Genomic DNA, 16921 nt, shown 5'->3' on the forward strand with positions numbered 1-16921 from the left:
ATCAACTACTAATTCATGGAGCGTTCGACATCAAACTCTTCTTCGGTATCAATTTCAATGAATTCGGGTTTGGTTTCTGGTTCTTTAGGTTCTTCAATCCCGAAAACTACTTTATCAATGGTTTTAAATAAGGGTGCAAGTATGTTTTTATCTATCATGATTTAGTCCTTTAATTTTTCAGAGGGAGGTTTTAAAAGCATAGCCCAAGATAATTTTTTCTCCAGGAAAATTACGAAAAAATTATGTTATACTTTGCACGGTCACGGGATTCCCTGTGGCTTGCCGTAATTTTATTTTGAGTCCGTTATGAAAGAATCCGACACCCTACAACGCTTTATTTTTGAACATGCTAATATTCGTGGCGAAATTGTCCATATAGAAAATACCTATCAAACGATTATGAGCCAACGGAACTATCCTCCTATGGTTAAAAATTTGTTGGGAGAGGCTATAGTTTCTTGTCTGCTTTTGGCATCCAGTATTAAATTTCAAGGCAGTTTAAATTTGCAATTTCAGGGTGATAAAAGACTCCCCTTATTATTGGTGCAATGCGACCATGAGTTTAATGTAAGGGCTTTTGCTCAATTTATTGAGTGTCTGGAAACAAAAGAGTACGCGGCTGCTTTTCTTGAAGGGCAGATGGTAATTACTATTAATCAGTACAATAAAACCAACTCCTATCAAAGTATGGTTCCTATTCAATCAACTTCCATGGGTGAGAATCTCATGAATTATTTTGCTCAATCTGAGCAAGTCTCTACGCAAGTTTGGTTGGCTGTAAATGAGAATGCAGCTGCTGGGATGTTACTGCAGTTGATGCCCGGTCAAGATACGATACAAAGAGAACAATTTTGGGAGTACGCAGTCCATTTGGGCCAAACAGTCAAAGAACATGAGTTACTCACTTTAGATAATGAAACGTTACTTCATCGTCTTTACCATGAGACGGAACTCAGGATATTTGATAGCCGCAAGACGCAGTTCCAATGTCGCTGTAGCTTGGAGAAAATGAAACAGGTATTGACTGTTTTAGGTGAGGAAGATGCAAAAGAATTATTAAAGGAACAAGGCGAAGTTGCGATTCGCTGTGATTTTTGCAACAAGAAATATACTTTTGATCCGATAGATGTGACGATGTTATTCCATAAGGGATAGCTCATGCAGAATCCTGGGGGATGGTGAAGCCATAATTCAGGATTCCGAATAAAATCTTGTCCCATAACCCTGGATTCCGCTGTGCCGCACCCAGGCTACAATAATCTACTTTATTGTAACGTAAATTTTATAGAAGATAAGATCCCCTGCTCCGATTGAATAAGGTCCATACATTCTCCACGCATGGCTTGTAATATGTGTTGTAAAGTAAGGAATTGCTCACTAAGTTGAATGTACAGACTTGCGGTATGCTTTCCTTCTAACTCGCCAATAGTAAGATAAGCAGCTTGTCCCATTCCGGAGAAATAATCAAGGCTGACGTGGCGTCTCTTGGCAATTCCAGGAAACAGCCCACAAAAAAGTAAACTTTTATCACCTACATCCCGTAACAATTCCATTTGCAAAGTTCTTGGCCTGTGCATGGACTCAAGAAAATCAAGTGCAACAACCGATTCAATAAGTTTAGGTCCTTGGGAAAAACGCATTAATAAAAACACCAAATAACTTTCAGTATTTTCATTGAGTATCAACTGAGTCGCGGCTTGCGCCTCATTAACCAATGCGTGCCATTGGCTGATGTCGGTGGGATGTAAAATTAGTTGTTTCATCATTACTCCCTATTTTTAGCCCCTCACTATTATTTTAGCATCTAAAAAACAACTTGCAGGCCGGAGCTTACGTGAACGTACGCGTGCCCGGAAAATATTTATTGGATAGTAGAATCGTAGCCTGGGTGCAGCGCAGCGGAACCCGGGGATGAAATGTCATAATTGTCTCCCGGGTTCCGCTGCGCTGCACCCAGGCTACAAGTCACAAGTAACAGCGTATAACTCCAGTTTTACTGCTAAAATACAACAAGCAGGTAGGTTTTAGCTGCTTATTCATGTATAATGTCAAATCTATGTACAAATATTCTGTTTTTCCTTCGAAGGTTATTTATGATTGATCAGATTCGCAACATCGCCATTATCGCCCACGTTGACCATGGTAAAACCACGCTAGTAGATAAGCTACTGCAACAAACAGGTACACTCAATGAGAGAGCACCTAAAGTTGAACGTGTAATGGATTCCAATGCTTTAGAAAAGGAGCGAGGCATTACCATTCTCGCCAAAAATACTTGTGTGTATTGGAAAGATCATCAAATTAATATTGTTGATACTCCAGGGCATGCTGATTTTGGTGGCGAAGTAGAGCGTATCTTATCGATGGTTGATAGCGTCTTGTTGTTGGTGGATGCAGTTGATGGGCCAATGCCACAAACACGTTTTGTGACGCAAAAAGCGTTTGCTCGTGGCTTAAACCCTATCGTGGTGATTAATAAAATCGATCGTCCTGGAGCACGCCCACATTGGGTTATGGATCAAGTTTTTGATCTCTTTGATAATCTAGGTGCAACTGATGCGCAATTGGATTTTCCGGTTGTTTATGCATCTGCATTAAATGGTTATGCTAAGTTAAATCTGGAAGATGAAGCGACCGATATGAGTGCTTTATTGCAGACAATTATTGATAAAGTCGACGCACCGAAAGTGGATGCAAATGGTCCTTTCCAAATGCAAATCAGCTCCTTAGATTATTCATCTTATGTAGGAACTATTGGTATCGGTCGAATCACGCGCGGACAGATTAAAGCAAAATCTGCAGTGAAGATTATCGATAAAGATGGCAATATTCGCACTGGCCGATTATTACAATTATTAGGCTTTAAAGGCCTTGAACGTATTGAAGTTGAAGAAGCGGGTGCCGGTAATATTATTGCAATTACAGGTATTGAAGGCCTTAAAATTTCGGATACGATTTGTGATCCGAATATGGTTGAAGCATTGCCTGTGCTTTCGGTTGATGAACCAACAATTAGTATGACGTTCCAAGTTAATGATTCACCTTTCGCAGGTCAGGAAGGAAAGTTTGTGACGTCACGAAAAATTCGCGAACGTTTGGAAACGGAATTATTACATAATGTGGCTTTGCGGGTTGACGATTGTGACGATCCAGACAAGTTTCGCGTTTCTGGTCGAGGCGAACTCCATTTATCTATTCTTATTGAAACGATGCGTCGTGAAGGGTATGAATTAGCAATTAGTAAGCCTGAAGTAATTATTCGCGAAGTAGACGGTGAACAACAAGAACCTTATGAACATCTGACTGTAGATGTGGAAGAAAATCATCAAGGCTCTATTATGGAAAAATTGGGTGAGCGTCGTGGTGAATTACAAAATATGGTTCCAGATGGCAAGGGACGTGTGCGTCTTGACTACATGGTTCCTACCCGTGGCCTTATCGGTTTTCATAACGAATTTTTGTCATCTACCTCAGGTACTGGTTTAATGTATCATGTTTATGATCATTATGGTCCAGCAATTAAAGGACGCATAGGCAAGCGTGCTAACGGGGTATTGATTGCTAACTGTCAAGGAATGGCACGTGGTTTTGCTTTATTTAACTTGCAGGAACGAGGCAGATTATTTGTCGAACCACAAACAGTATGTTATGAAGGAATGATTGTTGGGATTCATGCACGCGATAATGATTTAGTTGTGAATGTGACTAAAGAAAAGCAATTAACGAATATGCGCGCTTCAGGTACTGACGAAAACATTATATTAACTCCTGCAGTTAAGTTAACTTTAGAACAGGCATTGGAATTTATTGATGATGATGAGTTAGTTGAAGTAACTCCTGACTCAATTCGCATAAGAAAAAAATCATTGAAAGAACATGAACGAAAAAAAGCATCAAGAACAGCAAACATTGAAGAATAAAGTTCAATTCAAACGGGTCATCTTGTATGCTCGCCAGCACAGGGCGAATCAAGGGGTGAACGAAAGTTTATACCGTTTGGTTGATTTTTTGCAGAAACAAAATGTTCAAATCTATCAAGATATCGATACGGCTGCGGGATTTGAGGCGCAAGTCCCGGTATTGGCCAGAGAAGATATGGGTGCAAAAAATGATTTGATTATTGTTGTTGGTGGTGATGGAAGTTTACTTTCTGCTGCACGCATGGCGATTAAAGTCGGTACCCCAGTCATTGGGATTAACCGAGGTCGTTTGGGATTTCTCACCGATATTATGCCCCATGAGTTGGAAACGCAGCTCAGTGCAGTTTTAGCTGGTCATTATGAAGAAGAAAAACGTTTTCTTCTTCATACCAAAATATACGATGAAGAGAATACTTATTTTGAAGGTGATGCACTTAATGATGTTGTTTTAGGTCGTGGCAAGGAAACACACCTCGTTGAGTTCTCGGTATACATTAATCAACAATTGGTAAGTCATTATCGTTCGGATGGGATGATTTTATCCACACCTACAGGCTCTACAGCTTATGCTTTATCTGCGGGTGGTCCAATCATGCATCCTCATTTGAATGCGATTGTTCTTGTGCCCATGTTTTCTCATAGCCTGAGTTCACGTCCCTTGGTTATTGATGGAGAGGCTAAAATTGAACTGCAGATCAGCCAGTTTAACGAAACTGATTTGCGCGTGAGCTGCGATGGCCATGAGTCGAGAATGGTCAAACCCGGACAAAAAGTCGCCATTCAAAAAAATAATCATCAATTACGTTTGTTGCATCCTCTTGATTATCATTATTATGATACATTACGATCAAAACTGGGTTGGGAATCCAAACATCAAGGATAGAATAGAACATGCTCACTACGTTGTGTATTGAACAATTTGCGATTGTGCAACACCTGGAGTTAGATTTTATTCAAGGAATGACGGCCTTCACTGGCGAAACAGGTGCGGGTAAGTCGATCATGATCGATGCGTTGATGCTGGCTTTAGGTGATAGAGCGGATGCTTCCGTAATTCGACCTGGCCAAGAAAAATGTGATATCACTGCCGGATTTTTTGTGGGACAGGACTCTGAGCCCGCACAATGGCTAGTGGCGCATGATATTCCTTGTGATGATGGCGAAATTTATTTGCGGCGTGTCATTTATGCTGAAGGACGCTCTAAATCCTATATTAACGGTCAACCCTTTCCCTTACAAAAAGTAAAAGAGTTAAGTGAGAAACTGGTCCACATTCATGGACAACACCAGCATCAAACCTTGATGCATCATACAACGCATCGTCAACAGTTAGACCAATATGGCAAGAATCAGCTATTACTTGATGAAGTGAGTCGCTTGTATAAACAGTGCCAGAAAATTCAGCAGGAAATTGATATATTGCAAGGCCAGGAGCAACAAGCAGATAGGATCGCATTATTGCAATTTCAAATTGAAGAGTTGTCGGCGTTGAACTTGCATGAAAATGAAATTGAAACCTTATATCAAGAGCATCAAATGCTCCATCATGCAAAAGAGTATTTGCAAAAAAGTCAGCAAATACACGGTTTATTAAACTCTGAAGATGAGCCCAACCTTTGTACTAGCCTAAATCAAATTTTGCACCTGCTCAGTCAATTACCAGCAGAGCAAACACAAATCAAAAATACTTTTGAATTGATTAATGGCGCATTGATTCAATGCGAAGAGGCATTTGATGAAATGCAGCAATTTGCTGAGCGCGTGCATCTGGATCCAGAACGTTTGTATGAAATAGAAACACGCATGAGTGCAATACATCAGCTTGCACGTAAATATCATATTGATGGTAGCCAACTCCATGAACATGCGCATAACTTGCAAAAAGAGTTAGATTCGCTACAAGACAGCGAAAGCAGATTGGCGCACCTAAAAATAGAACATCGTCAGTTGGTGGCGACCTATGAAACGGCCGCCCTGAAGTTAAGAATAGAACGGCAAGGACAAGCTGCACAGTTGGCGAAAGAAATCACCAGCAGTATTCAACAGCTTGGTATGCCTAAAGGTTGGGTTGAGATCGAAATCACGCCTCTTGAAAAAATGCAGGCTCATGGAATGGATAAAGTGGAGTATAAAGTTTGCACTAATCCAGGAATGGAGCTTGACTCACTCAACAAAGTGGCGTCAGGTGGTGAGCTGTCACGAATTAGTTTGTCCATTCAAATGATTACTGCCCAACAAGGAGCAACACCTACTTTATTGTTTGATGAGGTGGATGTCGGTATTGGTGGGGCAACAGCCGCCTTGGTAGGGCAAATGTTGCGTAAATTGGGCGAACGGTTACAAGTATTTTGTGTGACGCACCAACCACAGGTTGCCGCCGCAGCGCACAACCATTTTATGGTTGAAAAGCGCAGCGATAATAAAGAAACATTTACCCGTATTACCCTGTTGCAATCTGCTGAAAAAGTGGACGAAATTGCACGTATGCTGGGAGGGTTGACTATAACCGAGCAAACCCGCTCACATGCTAAAGAGTTATTACTACAGAGCAACTAGTCCTGTTTATATTTCTACTATTTTGGCCCAAGTTAGCGAAATGTAAAACAGGCCTTTAATTTTAAAAAATTGTAGCCTGGGTGCAATGTTTATTACTGCTTTAATGCTTCATCTAGTGAAATAAACTGATAGTCGTGCTCGACAAACATGTGCAGTAAATCATCTAAAAAATAACTATTTAGTAAATTAGCGTGGATTAATAAGACTTGTTTTCCTGGTGTAAGTTTTTCGGCGGTTAATGTTCGTTGCCAAACATAAGCGAGATAACGTTTTTTTAAATCAGCTAACGATGCTGTTGGATTTTGTTCTTTTAATTGTTCTAACTCTGCATCAAATTCAAAATCCCGACTATCAATTGTGACTGGGGCAACAATATAGTGATTCTCATTGAGATAGTGACGAACGACACTTTTGCGCCACAATTTCCCTTCAGAAAGATAGGGATAGCGAAAATATTTGGGCTTTGACATAAACGGCGTCAGAACTACATCTGCTTTAATCAGATCATCAATGTATTTTTCACAAGAAGTATGTTTTAAATTCAGATGAGAATAAGTGTGGTTTCCTAACGCCAACCCATTTTTTTGGAATAGTTTAAATTGCTTTATGGTTTTATTATTGACTCGGTTGACAATGATAAAGCCTATTGCAGGAACTTCATATTTCACTAGGCTATGGACAATATTTTCAATGGCTTCATACGGCGTGTCAATCAGAGGTAAGTCATCAATTGTAATTACAATCTCTCGTTGTTGTGCACAGCAGATGCCAATAAATACAAAAAATAACGTGATACTGTAATGTAGGATTTTTTTCAAAAGATTCCCCAAAACTTATATTGGCCAAAGTTCCCATATTATAAACATATTGCATTGGGATATTTATGCAATGAGGGGCATAATCTCAAAAAAAAAATAATTTCGCGGTGTTTTTCATTCTATAAAACATGAAACAAGAGTTTATAAAAGAGGGTACTGCATAGAGGATTTTGCCAACATGATTATTGCAAAATAGGTTTTTTTTTATCAATATGTTCTAAGTCTTCTTTGGCATGGAACACTCGCTCTTCTAATTTGTGTAGTGGGATTTGTACCTGTCCAATTTCTTTTTGCTGGCTTATAAAATATTCTTTTAAGTCTTTGAGTATTTTGCCTATATTGGCAGTATTATAGACATTAAGTATTGATATGGCACATATAGGATTGTTTGTGTTTATGGGGATTTATTTCGAGGGAGCCCATCCCTACACTTAACAGTTAGGGATGGCCCATAGAATGATGCATAAAGAAATGATTAAAGTGCGTTAACGCGCTCAGGTAATTCGTTAACAAATTCTTGCGTCGCCGTGCTCGCACCTTCTTGTAGCGCAGGAAATAATCGATGTTGTCCATAGACGGGATTCTTTTTTGCGGTCGTAAGTATGCTACTTAATGAAGATCCATTAGGTTGACGAACTTCTTGCTTTAATTTTTCAAGCTCCGCTGTTTTCTGCTCAGCGATTTCATCGCCACACCACACCTCATTTAAGTGTTTTCGTTCATATTTTTCAATCAGCGAAACAGTATGTTCAATCTGCCATTGTTTTGATGGACGTTGTGCATCTTTAGCTAACGCTACATTTACTTCTTCTTCCTCTATCCCTAGTTGTTTATATCCTGCTTGCACAAAGGTAAGTATCCTAGGTTGTGGGGTTTTGGCATCACCTGAGACAGGATGATTCAATTTACTTGTCCCCCAATCCCAAACGGCGGCAAGGAAATACACTGGGGAGGCAAGCACAGTAAGAAGAAAAGTAGGGATATCTGAATCGAGATGCTCTTCTTCAGAATCTAGACGTTCCTCCAGTAATGTTTTTGCTTTTTTCTTCGCCCCAATAAAGTAATGCGCATCTTCAAATCCCTCACAGATAATTGCCACAAGTGCAGACACGATTTGCGGAACCCCTGGCATGCGATCTGAGGTAAGTGCAACACTGACTAAATGGCCAAGAAAAAACAGAATACGCAGGGGGGTAATCGTTAATTTTAAGAGGAGACGGAATGGGTTAAGCATCTGCAGCCAATTCTCAGTATCCCATACATGGGTGAGTACCTCGGCGACTGCTTGGTATGTGCGTTGAAATACATTGGGTTTCTTCTCGGCACCTGCCTCTGTATCTGGGGCGGTGGCTTCATAGAGCATTTCCAGGGATTCAGCAGAGTTTTGTACATTAAAAAATATAGCAGAGAATCCAGTTACTATGGGATTAATAATGCCCATAATAAAACTGGGCATTTTTTTCATCCACTCAAATAGAGGGCGCGCACTGGTTGCCACAGTCCACCAGGTACCTGCAGTACAAATAGTCAGTGCAACTGCTAAGCTCACTAAAATAACAGCCGTGGCGGTCATAAATAGGTTTCGAGCAGTTAGCCCTTGGCTCAAATCATTGAGCAGTCGCGTTTTCCATTTGTTGATGGTGTCATTGTTAATGAGATCGGTGACCGTGTTATAAATCAACATGCCATAAGCAGCTCCAGCAACTACTGCCATGGGAACAATAAAAATTGGCCAAAAAGTAAAGGGGATGGCGGCCATCAAAGGAATAACACTAAAGGCTTCAACAATGAGATAGGTGCTACCAAGCCCCATAAACGTTGCGGAGAGAAGACTAAAGCCTTTAACAAACTTAAAGGTGGATAGTCGTTTGTCTAAGCGTGCTTGCCACTCATTTTGTTCATGTTGATTCAACCATTCTCTTAACTCTTCCGTGTAGGCGGATTGCTTTTCCTTATTTTTGCTTGCGAATAATTGCAAGGCAAACCATTTTTCCATGTCCGCGAGCGTTTTTTCTATTTGTTTTTTTCGTTTTTTGCTCTCTTTATTGAGTGGCTTATGGCTAAACTCACTGAGTAGTTTGAGCTGGATTTCATAATCTCTGAAAAACTGAGGGCATTTTTCAGACTGAAGGTCTTGGGGAAAGTGTTCTAGCAAATATTCTTTGGCGAGGTGATTCTCTAAGTAATTTTTTTTAAATAACTTTTTAAAAGCTCCTTTAATATTTTGTAAATAAATTTCACCTTCATAGGCTACGGAAAGACCAAAAGCAGCAAATGCTAGAGATATCGCAGGATATAATGCATACATCCCTCCAAAACTTAAGAAGCCAAGAATTAAACTAGCGCCTACAGTCAGAGACCCTAGAGCAAGGTAACGAGGAATTTTTTTGAACTTTTTTTTATTTACTGCCATTTATTTGCTCAATTAATGGATTGGGTTCAAACTGTAGCGCAAATGAAAATGATTATCAATAGCAATAAGATTAAAAATAAAGCATGTGGTTATTTTTTTATTGAAGAAAACTGAAATTAAACAGTAGATCCCACTGCAGAATTTCGGTAAAGTGAATTTTTACGATGAAATTACGTTTGGAATTTAATTTAACTTAGGAGTGGAAATGCGTTTGAATCAATGGATGACTTATATCGCGGTGGCCTCGGTGCTGGCTAGTACGCATGTTTTGGCAGCAAATGCCCCTGTGCATGAACAGTTGCAAGTACCTCAATGTCTTGCAGCAAAAATTGCTACTCCTTATGAGGTTTTAGCTGAAAATAAACAGTTTAAGATTATTGATATTTCTGCGGCTGATGTCGATGCGCTAACTCGTTTGGCAGATCACGCGAATTGTGGTCGTTTTGTGAACGTAAGCCACCATATTATGGGTTCTTTACTGCAAGCAAAAAAACAATCGGCACAAAGAGTTCTGCAGAGAAAAAACCTTAAAGCAGCGCAACCACAAAGCATTGCCTACGAGATTAAACATCAAGATGACGTGAATGCTGCATTACAGGATGTCGTGCCAGAGAATATCTGGAATACTTTGACACAGCTTACTTCATTTCATAACCGCTCAGCGACGAAAGATACTGGGGTGGATGCGGCAAAATGGTTGAAAAAAACTTTTGATGACATGACTGTAGCCAGTGGCCGTACTGACACGACATCATTTTTCGTGAAAACAGGCAGTTATTATAAGCAACCATCGTTAGTAACCGTTATTGGTAAAGACATCAATGCACCTGCGGTGGTGATTGGTGCGCATATGGATACACTTGATGGTCGTATGCCAGGTGCAGGGGATGATGGAAGTGGTTCTTCATCAGTTATGGAAATGGCGCGAATTTTGTTGTCTTCCAAAACAACCTTTAAACGTCCTATTTATATTATTTGGTATGCTGCTGAGGAGCGGGGTTTAGTCGGCTCTCAATATGTAGTGGAGCATTTTATGGATAATTCAATTCCAGTAAAAGCGGCAATCCAATTTGATATGACCGGCTATCGTGTCGATTCTAAAGATCCGACCATGTGGGTATTTACCGATTATACCGACAAGAGTTTAAGTGATTTTGTGGCAGAATTGATTAGTACTTATGTTCAGGTTCCAGTTGCTTATTCAGAATGTGGTTATGGTTGTAGTGATCATGCTTCTTGGGATGAGGTGGGAATTCCAGCAGCATTCCCATGCGAATCGAATTTTGAAGAGCACAACCCATACATCCACAGTTCTAAAGATACTATGGATCGATTAAGTCTTGAGCATATGACCAATTTCTCGAAGTTAGCTTTGGCTTTTGCTATTGAAATGGCTTCAGAGTAAACTATATGGCTATGAATTAATCTTCTTTTTGCACACATCTCTGTCGACATCCATGGAAATGGGTTTTCAGAGATGTGCATTAGATGTAGATGTACTCATAGAATACAGGTGTTTTTCTTTAATAACATGTGAGATGTAAATAATGAGTCGAGCAGTAATAAATAAAGTAGGGCTATTCCTGGGTATATTTTTAAGTAGTGTCACGTTCACCGCGAGTGCCGGGAAACTTCTTCCTCCCTGGTACTTATTAAACAATCAGTTAAGTGCAACCTTAAATGCTGATCCTTGCGTACAAGTCAGCGATTTAACTGGCGATGGGCTTGAAATGGAAATCAAAGTTACTGTGTGTAAAGAGGATAAAGCACGTGCGCTAGCCTCGTTTATCAACCGTGTTCATGAATTTGGAGATAAGTTAGCAGTTACAGTAAAGGTTTATACATCTGATTCTGTACCTGTCGAAGCAAGTGCCCCCAGTACTCCAGAAGAAGCTGTGGCGCTGCTCAATCAAGCGCTTAAAGGAAACAAATATTTTGTGAGAGCAGACATTGGCCTAAGGCACTTTGATGAAGCCGCATTTGCATTATTTAAGCCCATGATTGTACAGTATTATTCTGACGATATTAGTGATTGGTATCTCAATACGAATGAAGTAGCAGCGAGAGCATTTGGAACTGTGTTTAATCTAGATCCTTATCAAGAAGGTGCTATTAAAATGTATGCAAGTACCGACATTGCCGAACAAGCTAAAAAGAATTAAACATTTTGTAGCCTGGGTGAAGGCAAAGCCGTAACTCGGGTTCCGCTATGCTGGACCCAGGTTGCAAGAATAAATAGTCATCCTCGATATTGGAAAATAAATCTGTCCAATTTGTCGCAGGGAGCTGAAAGGTCCTCAGCGGGTGATGTAATGATTATTTTTCCAGTTGCAAGGGCGGACAATGGTATTCTTCTGTGATCTCATTTTCGGGACTGACTGCTTGCAAAACGATAGGAAATTTCCATAAAGAATAAAGATGTTTCAATACATCCGCTGTAGTATTACCTAAAGGTACTCTATTTTGCTGAGTGTATCGCAACGTCATTGAGCGATCACCTTGCACATCTACAGAATAAATTTGAATATCAGGCTCTAAATAACCTAAATTATATTGCCGAGACAATGCTTCTCTTATTTTTTGATACCCTAATTCATTATGAATTGCATTAACATACAAATCTGGGCTGCGATCATCATCGACGATATGAAATAGTTTTAAATCGCGAATTAACTTAGGCGATAAATATTGGGCAATAAAACTTTCATCCTTGAAGTGGCGCATGGCGTTATCCAGACTGCTTAACCAATCGGTATTGGCTAAATAAGGAAAGTATGCTTGATCCTCTTCAGTAGGATTTTCACAAATCCGTTTGATGTCTTGCATCATGTGATATCCCAAAGTATAGGGATTAATACCACTATAATAAGGGCTGTTATACGCGGGTTGCATGATGACGTTGGTATGGCTTTGGAGGACTTCCAACATAAACTCATCCGTAACCAAGCCCTCATCATATAGTGCATGTAAAATGGTATAGTGCCAAAAGCATGCCCAGCCTTCGTTCATTACCTTGGTTTGACCTTGTGGATAAAAATATTGGGCCATCTTGCGGACAATACGCACGATTTCTCTCTGCCATGGTTCTAGCAGAGGGGCATTTTTTTCAATGAAGTACAAAATATTTTCTTGTGGTTCCTCTGGAAATTGTTTTTTCTTTGCTTGTTCAGAGATTTGTTTACTTTGTGGAATTGTCCGCCATAATTCATTCACTTGCGATTGCATGTAAATTTCGCGGTTTTGTTGACGAATTGTTTCTTCCTGTATGGATAACGGAGTAGGGTGTTTGTATCGATCCACACCATAGTTCATCAGTGCGTGACAAGCATCCAAAATTGCCTCTACTTCATTGATGCCATAACGTTGTTCGCAGTCACTGATGTATTTGCGAGCAAATACTAAATAATCGATGATAGCATCTGCAGAAGTCCACATCTTAAACAAATAGTTGTTTTTAAAAAATGAGTTATGGCCGTAGCAGGCATGCGCAATCACTAGCGCTTGCATGGCCATGGTATTTTCTTCCATGAGATAAGAAATACATGGATTTGAATTAATCACGAGTTCATAGGCCAAACCCATTTGTCCCCGTTTATAACTTTTTTCAACGCCAACAAAATGTTTGCCGAAAGACCAGTGATGATAACCAATTGGCATACCTACTGAAGCATACGCATCCATCATTTGTTCTGCAGTAATAACTTCTATTTGATTGGGATAGGTATCTAACTTAAAATCTTTAGCTATGCGCGCAATCTCGCGATCATAGTCTTGAATTAATTCAAAGGTCCATTCTGCACCTGTAGATAATGGCTTCTTCTTTTTCATGCAGTTTTCCTTTTAAATAGCTCATGAAATACGGGGTAGATATCCGCCACCGTATCAATGTTTTCCATAGCAAAATTAGGGTAGCGCTCTTTCACCAGTTGATATACTTCCCACAAACTTTGATGATGGCGCGGCATGATTTCTATGTATGCAAAATATTGCAATAAAGGCATAATTTTATCTTGCAGTAGTTCCTGGCAATAGGGGGAATCTGCATTCCAATTATCACCATCCGATGCCTGGGCTACATAAATATTCCAAGCCTCAGGAGGATAACGTGTCTCAATAATAGTACTTAGAAGCTCCAAGGCACTAGACACTACCGTGCCTCCAGTTTCTCGAGAATAAAAAAACTCTTCTTCATTCACTTCCTTAGCGGAAGTGTGGTGTCGGATAAATACCAATTCTATTTTTTCATAATTTTTGGTGAGGAACATGTAAAGAAGAATAAAAAAGCGTTTTGCAATGTCTTTTTTAGCCTCATCCATGGAGCCAGATACGTCCATAACACAGAACATAACTGCTTGTGTTGATGGCGAAGGAACTCGGACACGAAAGTTATAACGCAGATCAAGAGTATCGATAAATGGCACTGTGAGTATTTTCTTTTTCAGGAATTCAATTCTTTTTTGCAGGCCCAATAAGGCTTCGGTGTCTTGAATGGGCTGTGCTTGCAGTTGCTCTAACTCTTCTATCGCATCTTTTAATTGTCTTTTATACGGTGAGGCTAAAGCGACTCGACGTCCGGTTGCTTGTTTCATTGAGCGCAGCACATTAATATTGTTTGGGATACCGCTGGTGGTTACGCCCGCTCTTACCGTTTTGAAAGTACTAATACGCGCTAATTCTTTTTTAATCAAATCAGGTAACTCCAGATCTTCAAAGTACAGATCAAGAAATTCTTCCCGAGATAACTCAAAAACAAAACTATCTTCGCCTTCACCAGTGTCGCTGGCATTAGAGCCATCACCACTGCCTGAGCTGCTGTTAGGTCTTCTTATTCTATCGCCTGTAATAAAATTATCATTGCCAGGAAGTACACGCTCTATATGCCCTCCTTGACCTCGGTGAAATATAGGCTCCGAAATATCTTTGGCTGGAATCGTTATTTGTTCACCTTGATCAATTTCGGTAATACTTCTTTTACCTACAGCATCGGAGACAGCTCGTTTGATCTGATTTTTATAACGACGAAGAAAACGTTGGCGATTAACCGTACTTTTTTTCCCCGCATTTTGTCGTCTATCAATCAATTGCGACATAATTTAGCCCCAAATAATCTTTTATCTTGCACCCATTTGTCGTTGCGTGGGGACATGGTCCTTCTCGTGTAGATCCCGAATTCCAGCCCCAAACTACAAATAGCAGTACCCTAAGCGTTCGCTCATGGGAGCGAGAGAACGATTTTTATTATTGTGACTTACGTACTCGCAAATACCATTCGCAAAGTAGGCGTACTTGTTTGCGTGTATACCCTTTATCAATCATTCGAGAGATAAACTCTTCATGCTTTTTCTTATCATCTTCAGATGCTTTCGCATTGAAGGAAATGACGGGTAATAAATCCTCAGTATTGGTAAACATCTTTTTCTCAATCACGGATCTTAATTTCTCATAACTATTCCAGACTGGGTTTTTGCCACGATTATTCGCACGAGCACGTAAAACAAAGTTTACTACTTCATTGCGGAAATCTTTTGGATTAGATATCCCGGCTGGTTTTTCGATTTTTTCAAGTTCTTGATTTAATAAGGCACGATCAAAGATCTCACCGGTATCTGGATCGCGATAATCCTGATCTTGAATCCAGAAATCAGCATAGGTTATATAGCGGTCAAAGATATTTTGTCCGTACTCAGAATAAGACTCTAAGTAGGCAGTTTGAATTTCCTTACCAATAAATTCAACATACTTGGGTGCGAGATATTCTTTGATAAAGCCTAAGTAAGATTCTTGTACTTCCTGAGGAAATTGTTCTTGTTCAATTTGACGTTCTAATACATACATTAAATGTACGGGGTTTGCTGCAACTTCACTGTGGTCAAAATTAAACACTTTAGAAAGAATTTTGAAAGCAAAGCGAGTTGATACGCCACTCATTCCTTCGTCAACGCCAGCAAAATCGCGATATTCTTGATATGATTTTGCTTTGGGATCGGTGTCCTTTAAGCTCTCTCCATTATACACGCGCATTTTGGAATAAATGCTGGAGTTTTGTGGCTCTTTTAAACGAGTTAAGACTGAAAATTGCGAGAGCATGTCTAAAGTCCCTGGTGCACATTGAGCATGCGTTAGCGAGCTGTTATCAATAAGTTTTTGATAAATTCTCGTTTCTTCTGTAACTCGCAGACAATAAGGCACTTTAACGATGTTAATACGATCGATAAATGCTTCATTGTTTTTATTGTTTCTAAATGTTTGCCATTCGGATTCATTCGAATGCGCTAAAATAATCCCTTCAAATGGAATGGAAGATAAACCTTCTGTCGCATTATAATTGCCTTCCTGAGTCGCGGTTAGTAAGGGATGCAGCACTTTAATTGGTGCTTTAAACATTTCGACAAACTCTAAAAGACCGCGGTTTGCACGACACAGCCCTCCTGAGTAACTGTATGCATCAGGATCATCTTGAGAAAAGTGCTCTAATTTACGAATATCAACTTTACCGACTAAAGATGAAATATCCTGATTATTTTCATCTCCTGGCTCTGTTTTGGAAACGGCGATTTGTTTTAAACGTGAAGGTCTGACTTTTATTACTCTAAATTGGCTAATATCCCCGTTATATTCATGCAATCTTTTGACTGCCCAAGGTGACATCAAATAACGTAAATAGCGAGAGGGGATCCCAAAACGTTCCCAGAGCAATTCTGCATCTTCTACTGGATTAAATAAAGACAGCGGGGATTCAAATACAGGGGAACCTTTTATGGCATAAAATGGTATTTTTTCCATTAAATCTTTTAATTTTTCAGCAATAGAAGACTTACCGCCTCCTACAGGTCCTAAGAGATAAAGCACTTGTTTGGTTTCTTCTAGGCCTTGCGCGGCATGTTTTAGGAAGCCGACAATTTGTTCAATGGGTTCTTCCATGCCATAAAAATCTTCGAATACATTATATCGTGGAATGATTTTATTGGAAAAAATTCTTGATAAAATAGGATCATGACGTGTGTCGACCATTTCAGGCTCGCCTATGGCCATGAGCAAGCGCTCCGCTGGATTGGCATAAGCAGCAGGGTCATTTTTACACAATTCCAGGTATTCCTCCAAACCCATCTCTTCTTCTTTGTTATCTACAAAGCGTTTGGTATAGCTGGTTAAAAAGTCTTGAGTGTTCATATGCCATCCCCTTTTTATCCGTATTAAGGATATCTTGTGTTTCT

13 protein-coding genes are annotated in these 16921 nt (G+C 39.8%); 6 read left to right on the forward strand and 7 right to left on the reverse strand.

Annotation, left to right across the window (positions count from 1 at the left end; translation table 11 throughout):
- Window positions 1–8: 8 nt before the first annotated feature.
- Window positions 9–158: a hypothetical protein gene (locus Lste_RS19410; RefSeq protein WP_193393410.1), complete on the reverse strand. Its 150-nt coding sequence runs from the start codon at window positions 156–158 to the stop codon at window positions 9–11.
- A gap of 148 nt (window positions 159–306) precedes the next feature.
- On the opposite strand from Lste_RS19410, the gene hslO reads away from it, so the two are divergent.
- Window positions 307–1155: an Hsp33 family molecular chaperone HslO gene (hslO, locus tag Lste_RS14320; protein WP_058511592.1), complete on the forward strand. Its 849-nt coding sequence runs from the start codon at window positions 307–309 to the stop codon at window positions 1153–1155.
- 110 nt (window positions 1156–1265) lie between these two features.
- Here the strand turns inward: hslO and Lste_RS14325 are convergent, their stop codons facing one another.
- On the reverse strand, window positions 1266–1763 hold the full coding sequence (locus Lste_RS14325; RefSeq protein WP_058511593.1) for a hypothetical protein: 498 nt from the start codon (window positions 1761–1763) through the stop codon (window positions 1266–1268).
- A 330-nt stretch (window positions 1764–2093) separates the two neighbouring features.
- Between Lste_RS14325 and typA the strand changes: the two genes are divergently transcribed.
- Genes typA through recN form a run of 3 tightly spaced genes read left to right on the forward strand, consistent with a single transcriptional unit; the run spans window position 2094 to window position 6476 of the window.
- Window positions 2094–3920 carry a translational GTPase TypA gene (gene typA, locus Lste_RS14330; protein WP_058511594.1) on the forward strand — a complete coding sequence of 609 codons (1827 nt, stop codon included), beginning with the start codon at window positions 2094–2096 and terminating at the stop codon, window positions 3918–3920.
- Entirely contained in the window at window positions 3877–4803 is a 927-nt protein-coding gene (locus Lste_RS14335) for an NAD(+) kinase (protein WP_058511595.1), read from the forward strand. The genes typA and Lste_RS14335 overlap by 44 nt, the downstream gene beginning before the upstream one ends.
- Before the next feature lie 8 nt (window positions 4804–4811).
- A complete protein-coding gene (recN, locus tag Lste_RS14340) occupies window positions 4812–6476 on the forward strand; it encodes a DNA repair protein RecN (RefSeq protein ID WP_058511596.1) in 1665 nt (554 codons plus the stop codon).
- A 92-nt stretch (window positions 6477–6568) separates the two neighbouring features.
- On the opposite strand, the gene Lste_RS14345 is transcribed toward recN, so the two are convergent.
- Both Lste_RS14345 and Lste_RS14350 read right to left on the reverse strand, forming a co-directional pair.
- Window positions 6569–7294: a polysaccharide deacetylase family protein gene (locus Lste_RS14345; RefSeq protein ID WP_058511597.1), complete on the reverse strand. Its 726-nt coding sequence runs from the start codon at window positions 7292–7294 to the stop codon at window positions 6569–6571.
- A gap of 475 nt (window positions 7295–7769) precedes the next feature.
- Window positions 7770–9707, reverse strand: a complete 1938-nt coding sequence (locus tag Lste_RS14350) for a hypothetical protein (protein ID WP_058511598.1) — start codon at window positions 9705–9707, stop codon at window positions 7770–7772.
- A gap of 205 nt (window positions 9708–9912) precedes the next feature.
- On the opposite strand from Lste_RS14350, the gene lapA reads away from it, so the two are divergent.
- Complete coding sequence (lapA, locus tag Lste_RS14355) at window positions 9913–11112, forward strand: aminopeptidase LapA (protein ID WP_058511599.1); 1200 nt, start codon at window positions 9913–9915, stop codon at window positions 11110–11112.
- A 142-nt stretch (window positions 11113–11254) separates the two neighbouring features.
- Window positions 11255–11869, forward strand: a complete 615-nt coding sequence (locus Lste_RS14360; protein ID WP_237760490.1) for a group-specific protein — start codon at window positions 11255–11257, stop codon at window positions 11867–11869.
- A 154-nt stretch (window positions 11870–12023) separates the two neighbouring features.
- On the opposite strand, the gene Lste_RS14365 is transcribed toward Lste_RS14360, so the two are convergent.
- From Lste_RS14365 to Lste_RS14375, 3 genes are all read right to left on the reverse strand, one after another.
- Window positions 12024–13535, reverse strand: coding sequence for a SpoVR family protein (locus tag Lste_RS14365; protein WP_058511601.1), 1512 nt, complete (start codon window positions 13533–13535; stop codon window positions 12024–12026).
- Window positions 13532–14797, reverse strand: a complete 1266-nt coding sequence (locus Lste_RS14370) for a YeaH/YhbH family protein (RefSeq protein ID WP_058511602.1) — start codon at window positions 14795–14797, stop codon at window positions 13532–13534. The genes Lste_RS14365 and Lste_RS14370 overlap by 4 nt, the downstream gene beginning before the upstream one ends.
- Before the next feature lie 148 nt (window positions 14798–14945).
- Window positions 14946–16877 carry a PrkA family serine protein kinase gene (locus Lste_RS14375; RefSeq protein WP_058511603.1) on the reverse strand — a complete coding sequence of 644 codons (1932 nt, stop codon included), beginning with the start codon at window positions 16875–16877 and terminating at the stop codon, window positions 14946–14948.
- Window positions 16878–16921: the final 44 nt, after the last annotated feature.

Source organism: Legionella steelei (assembly GCF_001468005.1).
GTDB lineage: Bacteria > Pseudomonadota > Gammaproteobacteria > Legionellales > Legionellaceae > Legionella > Legionella steelei.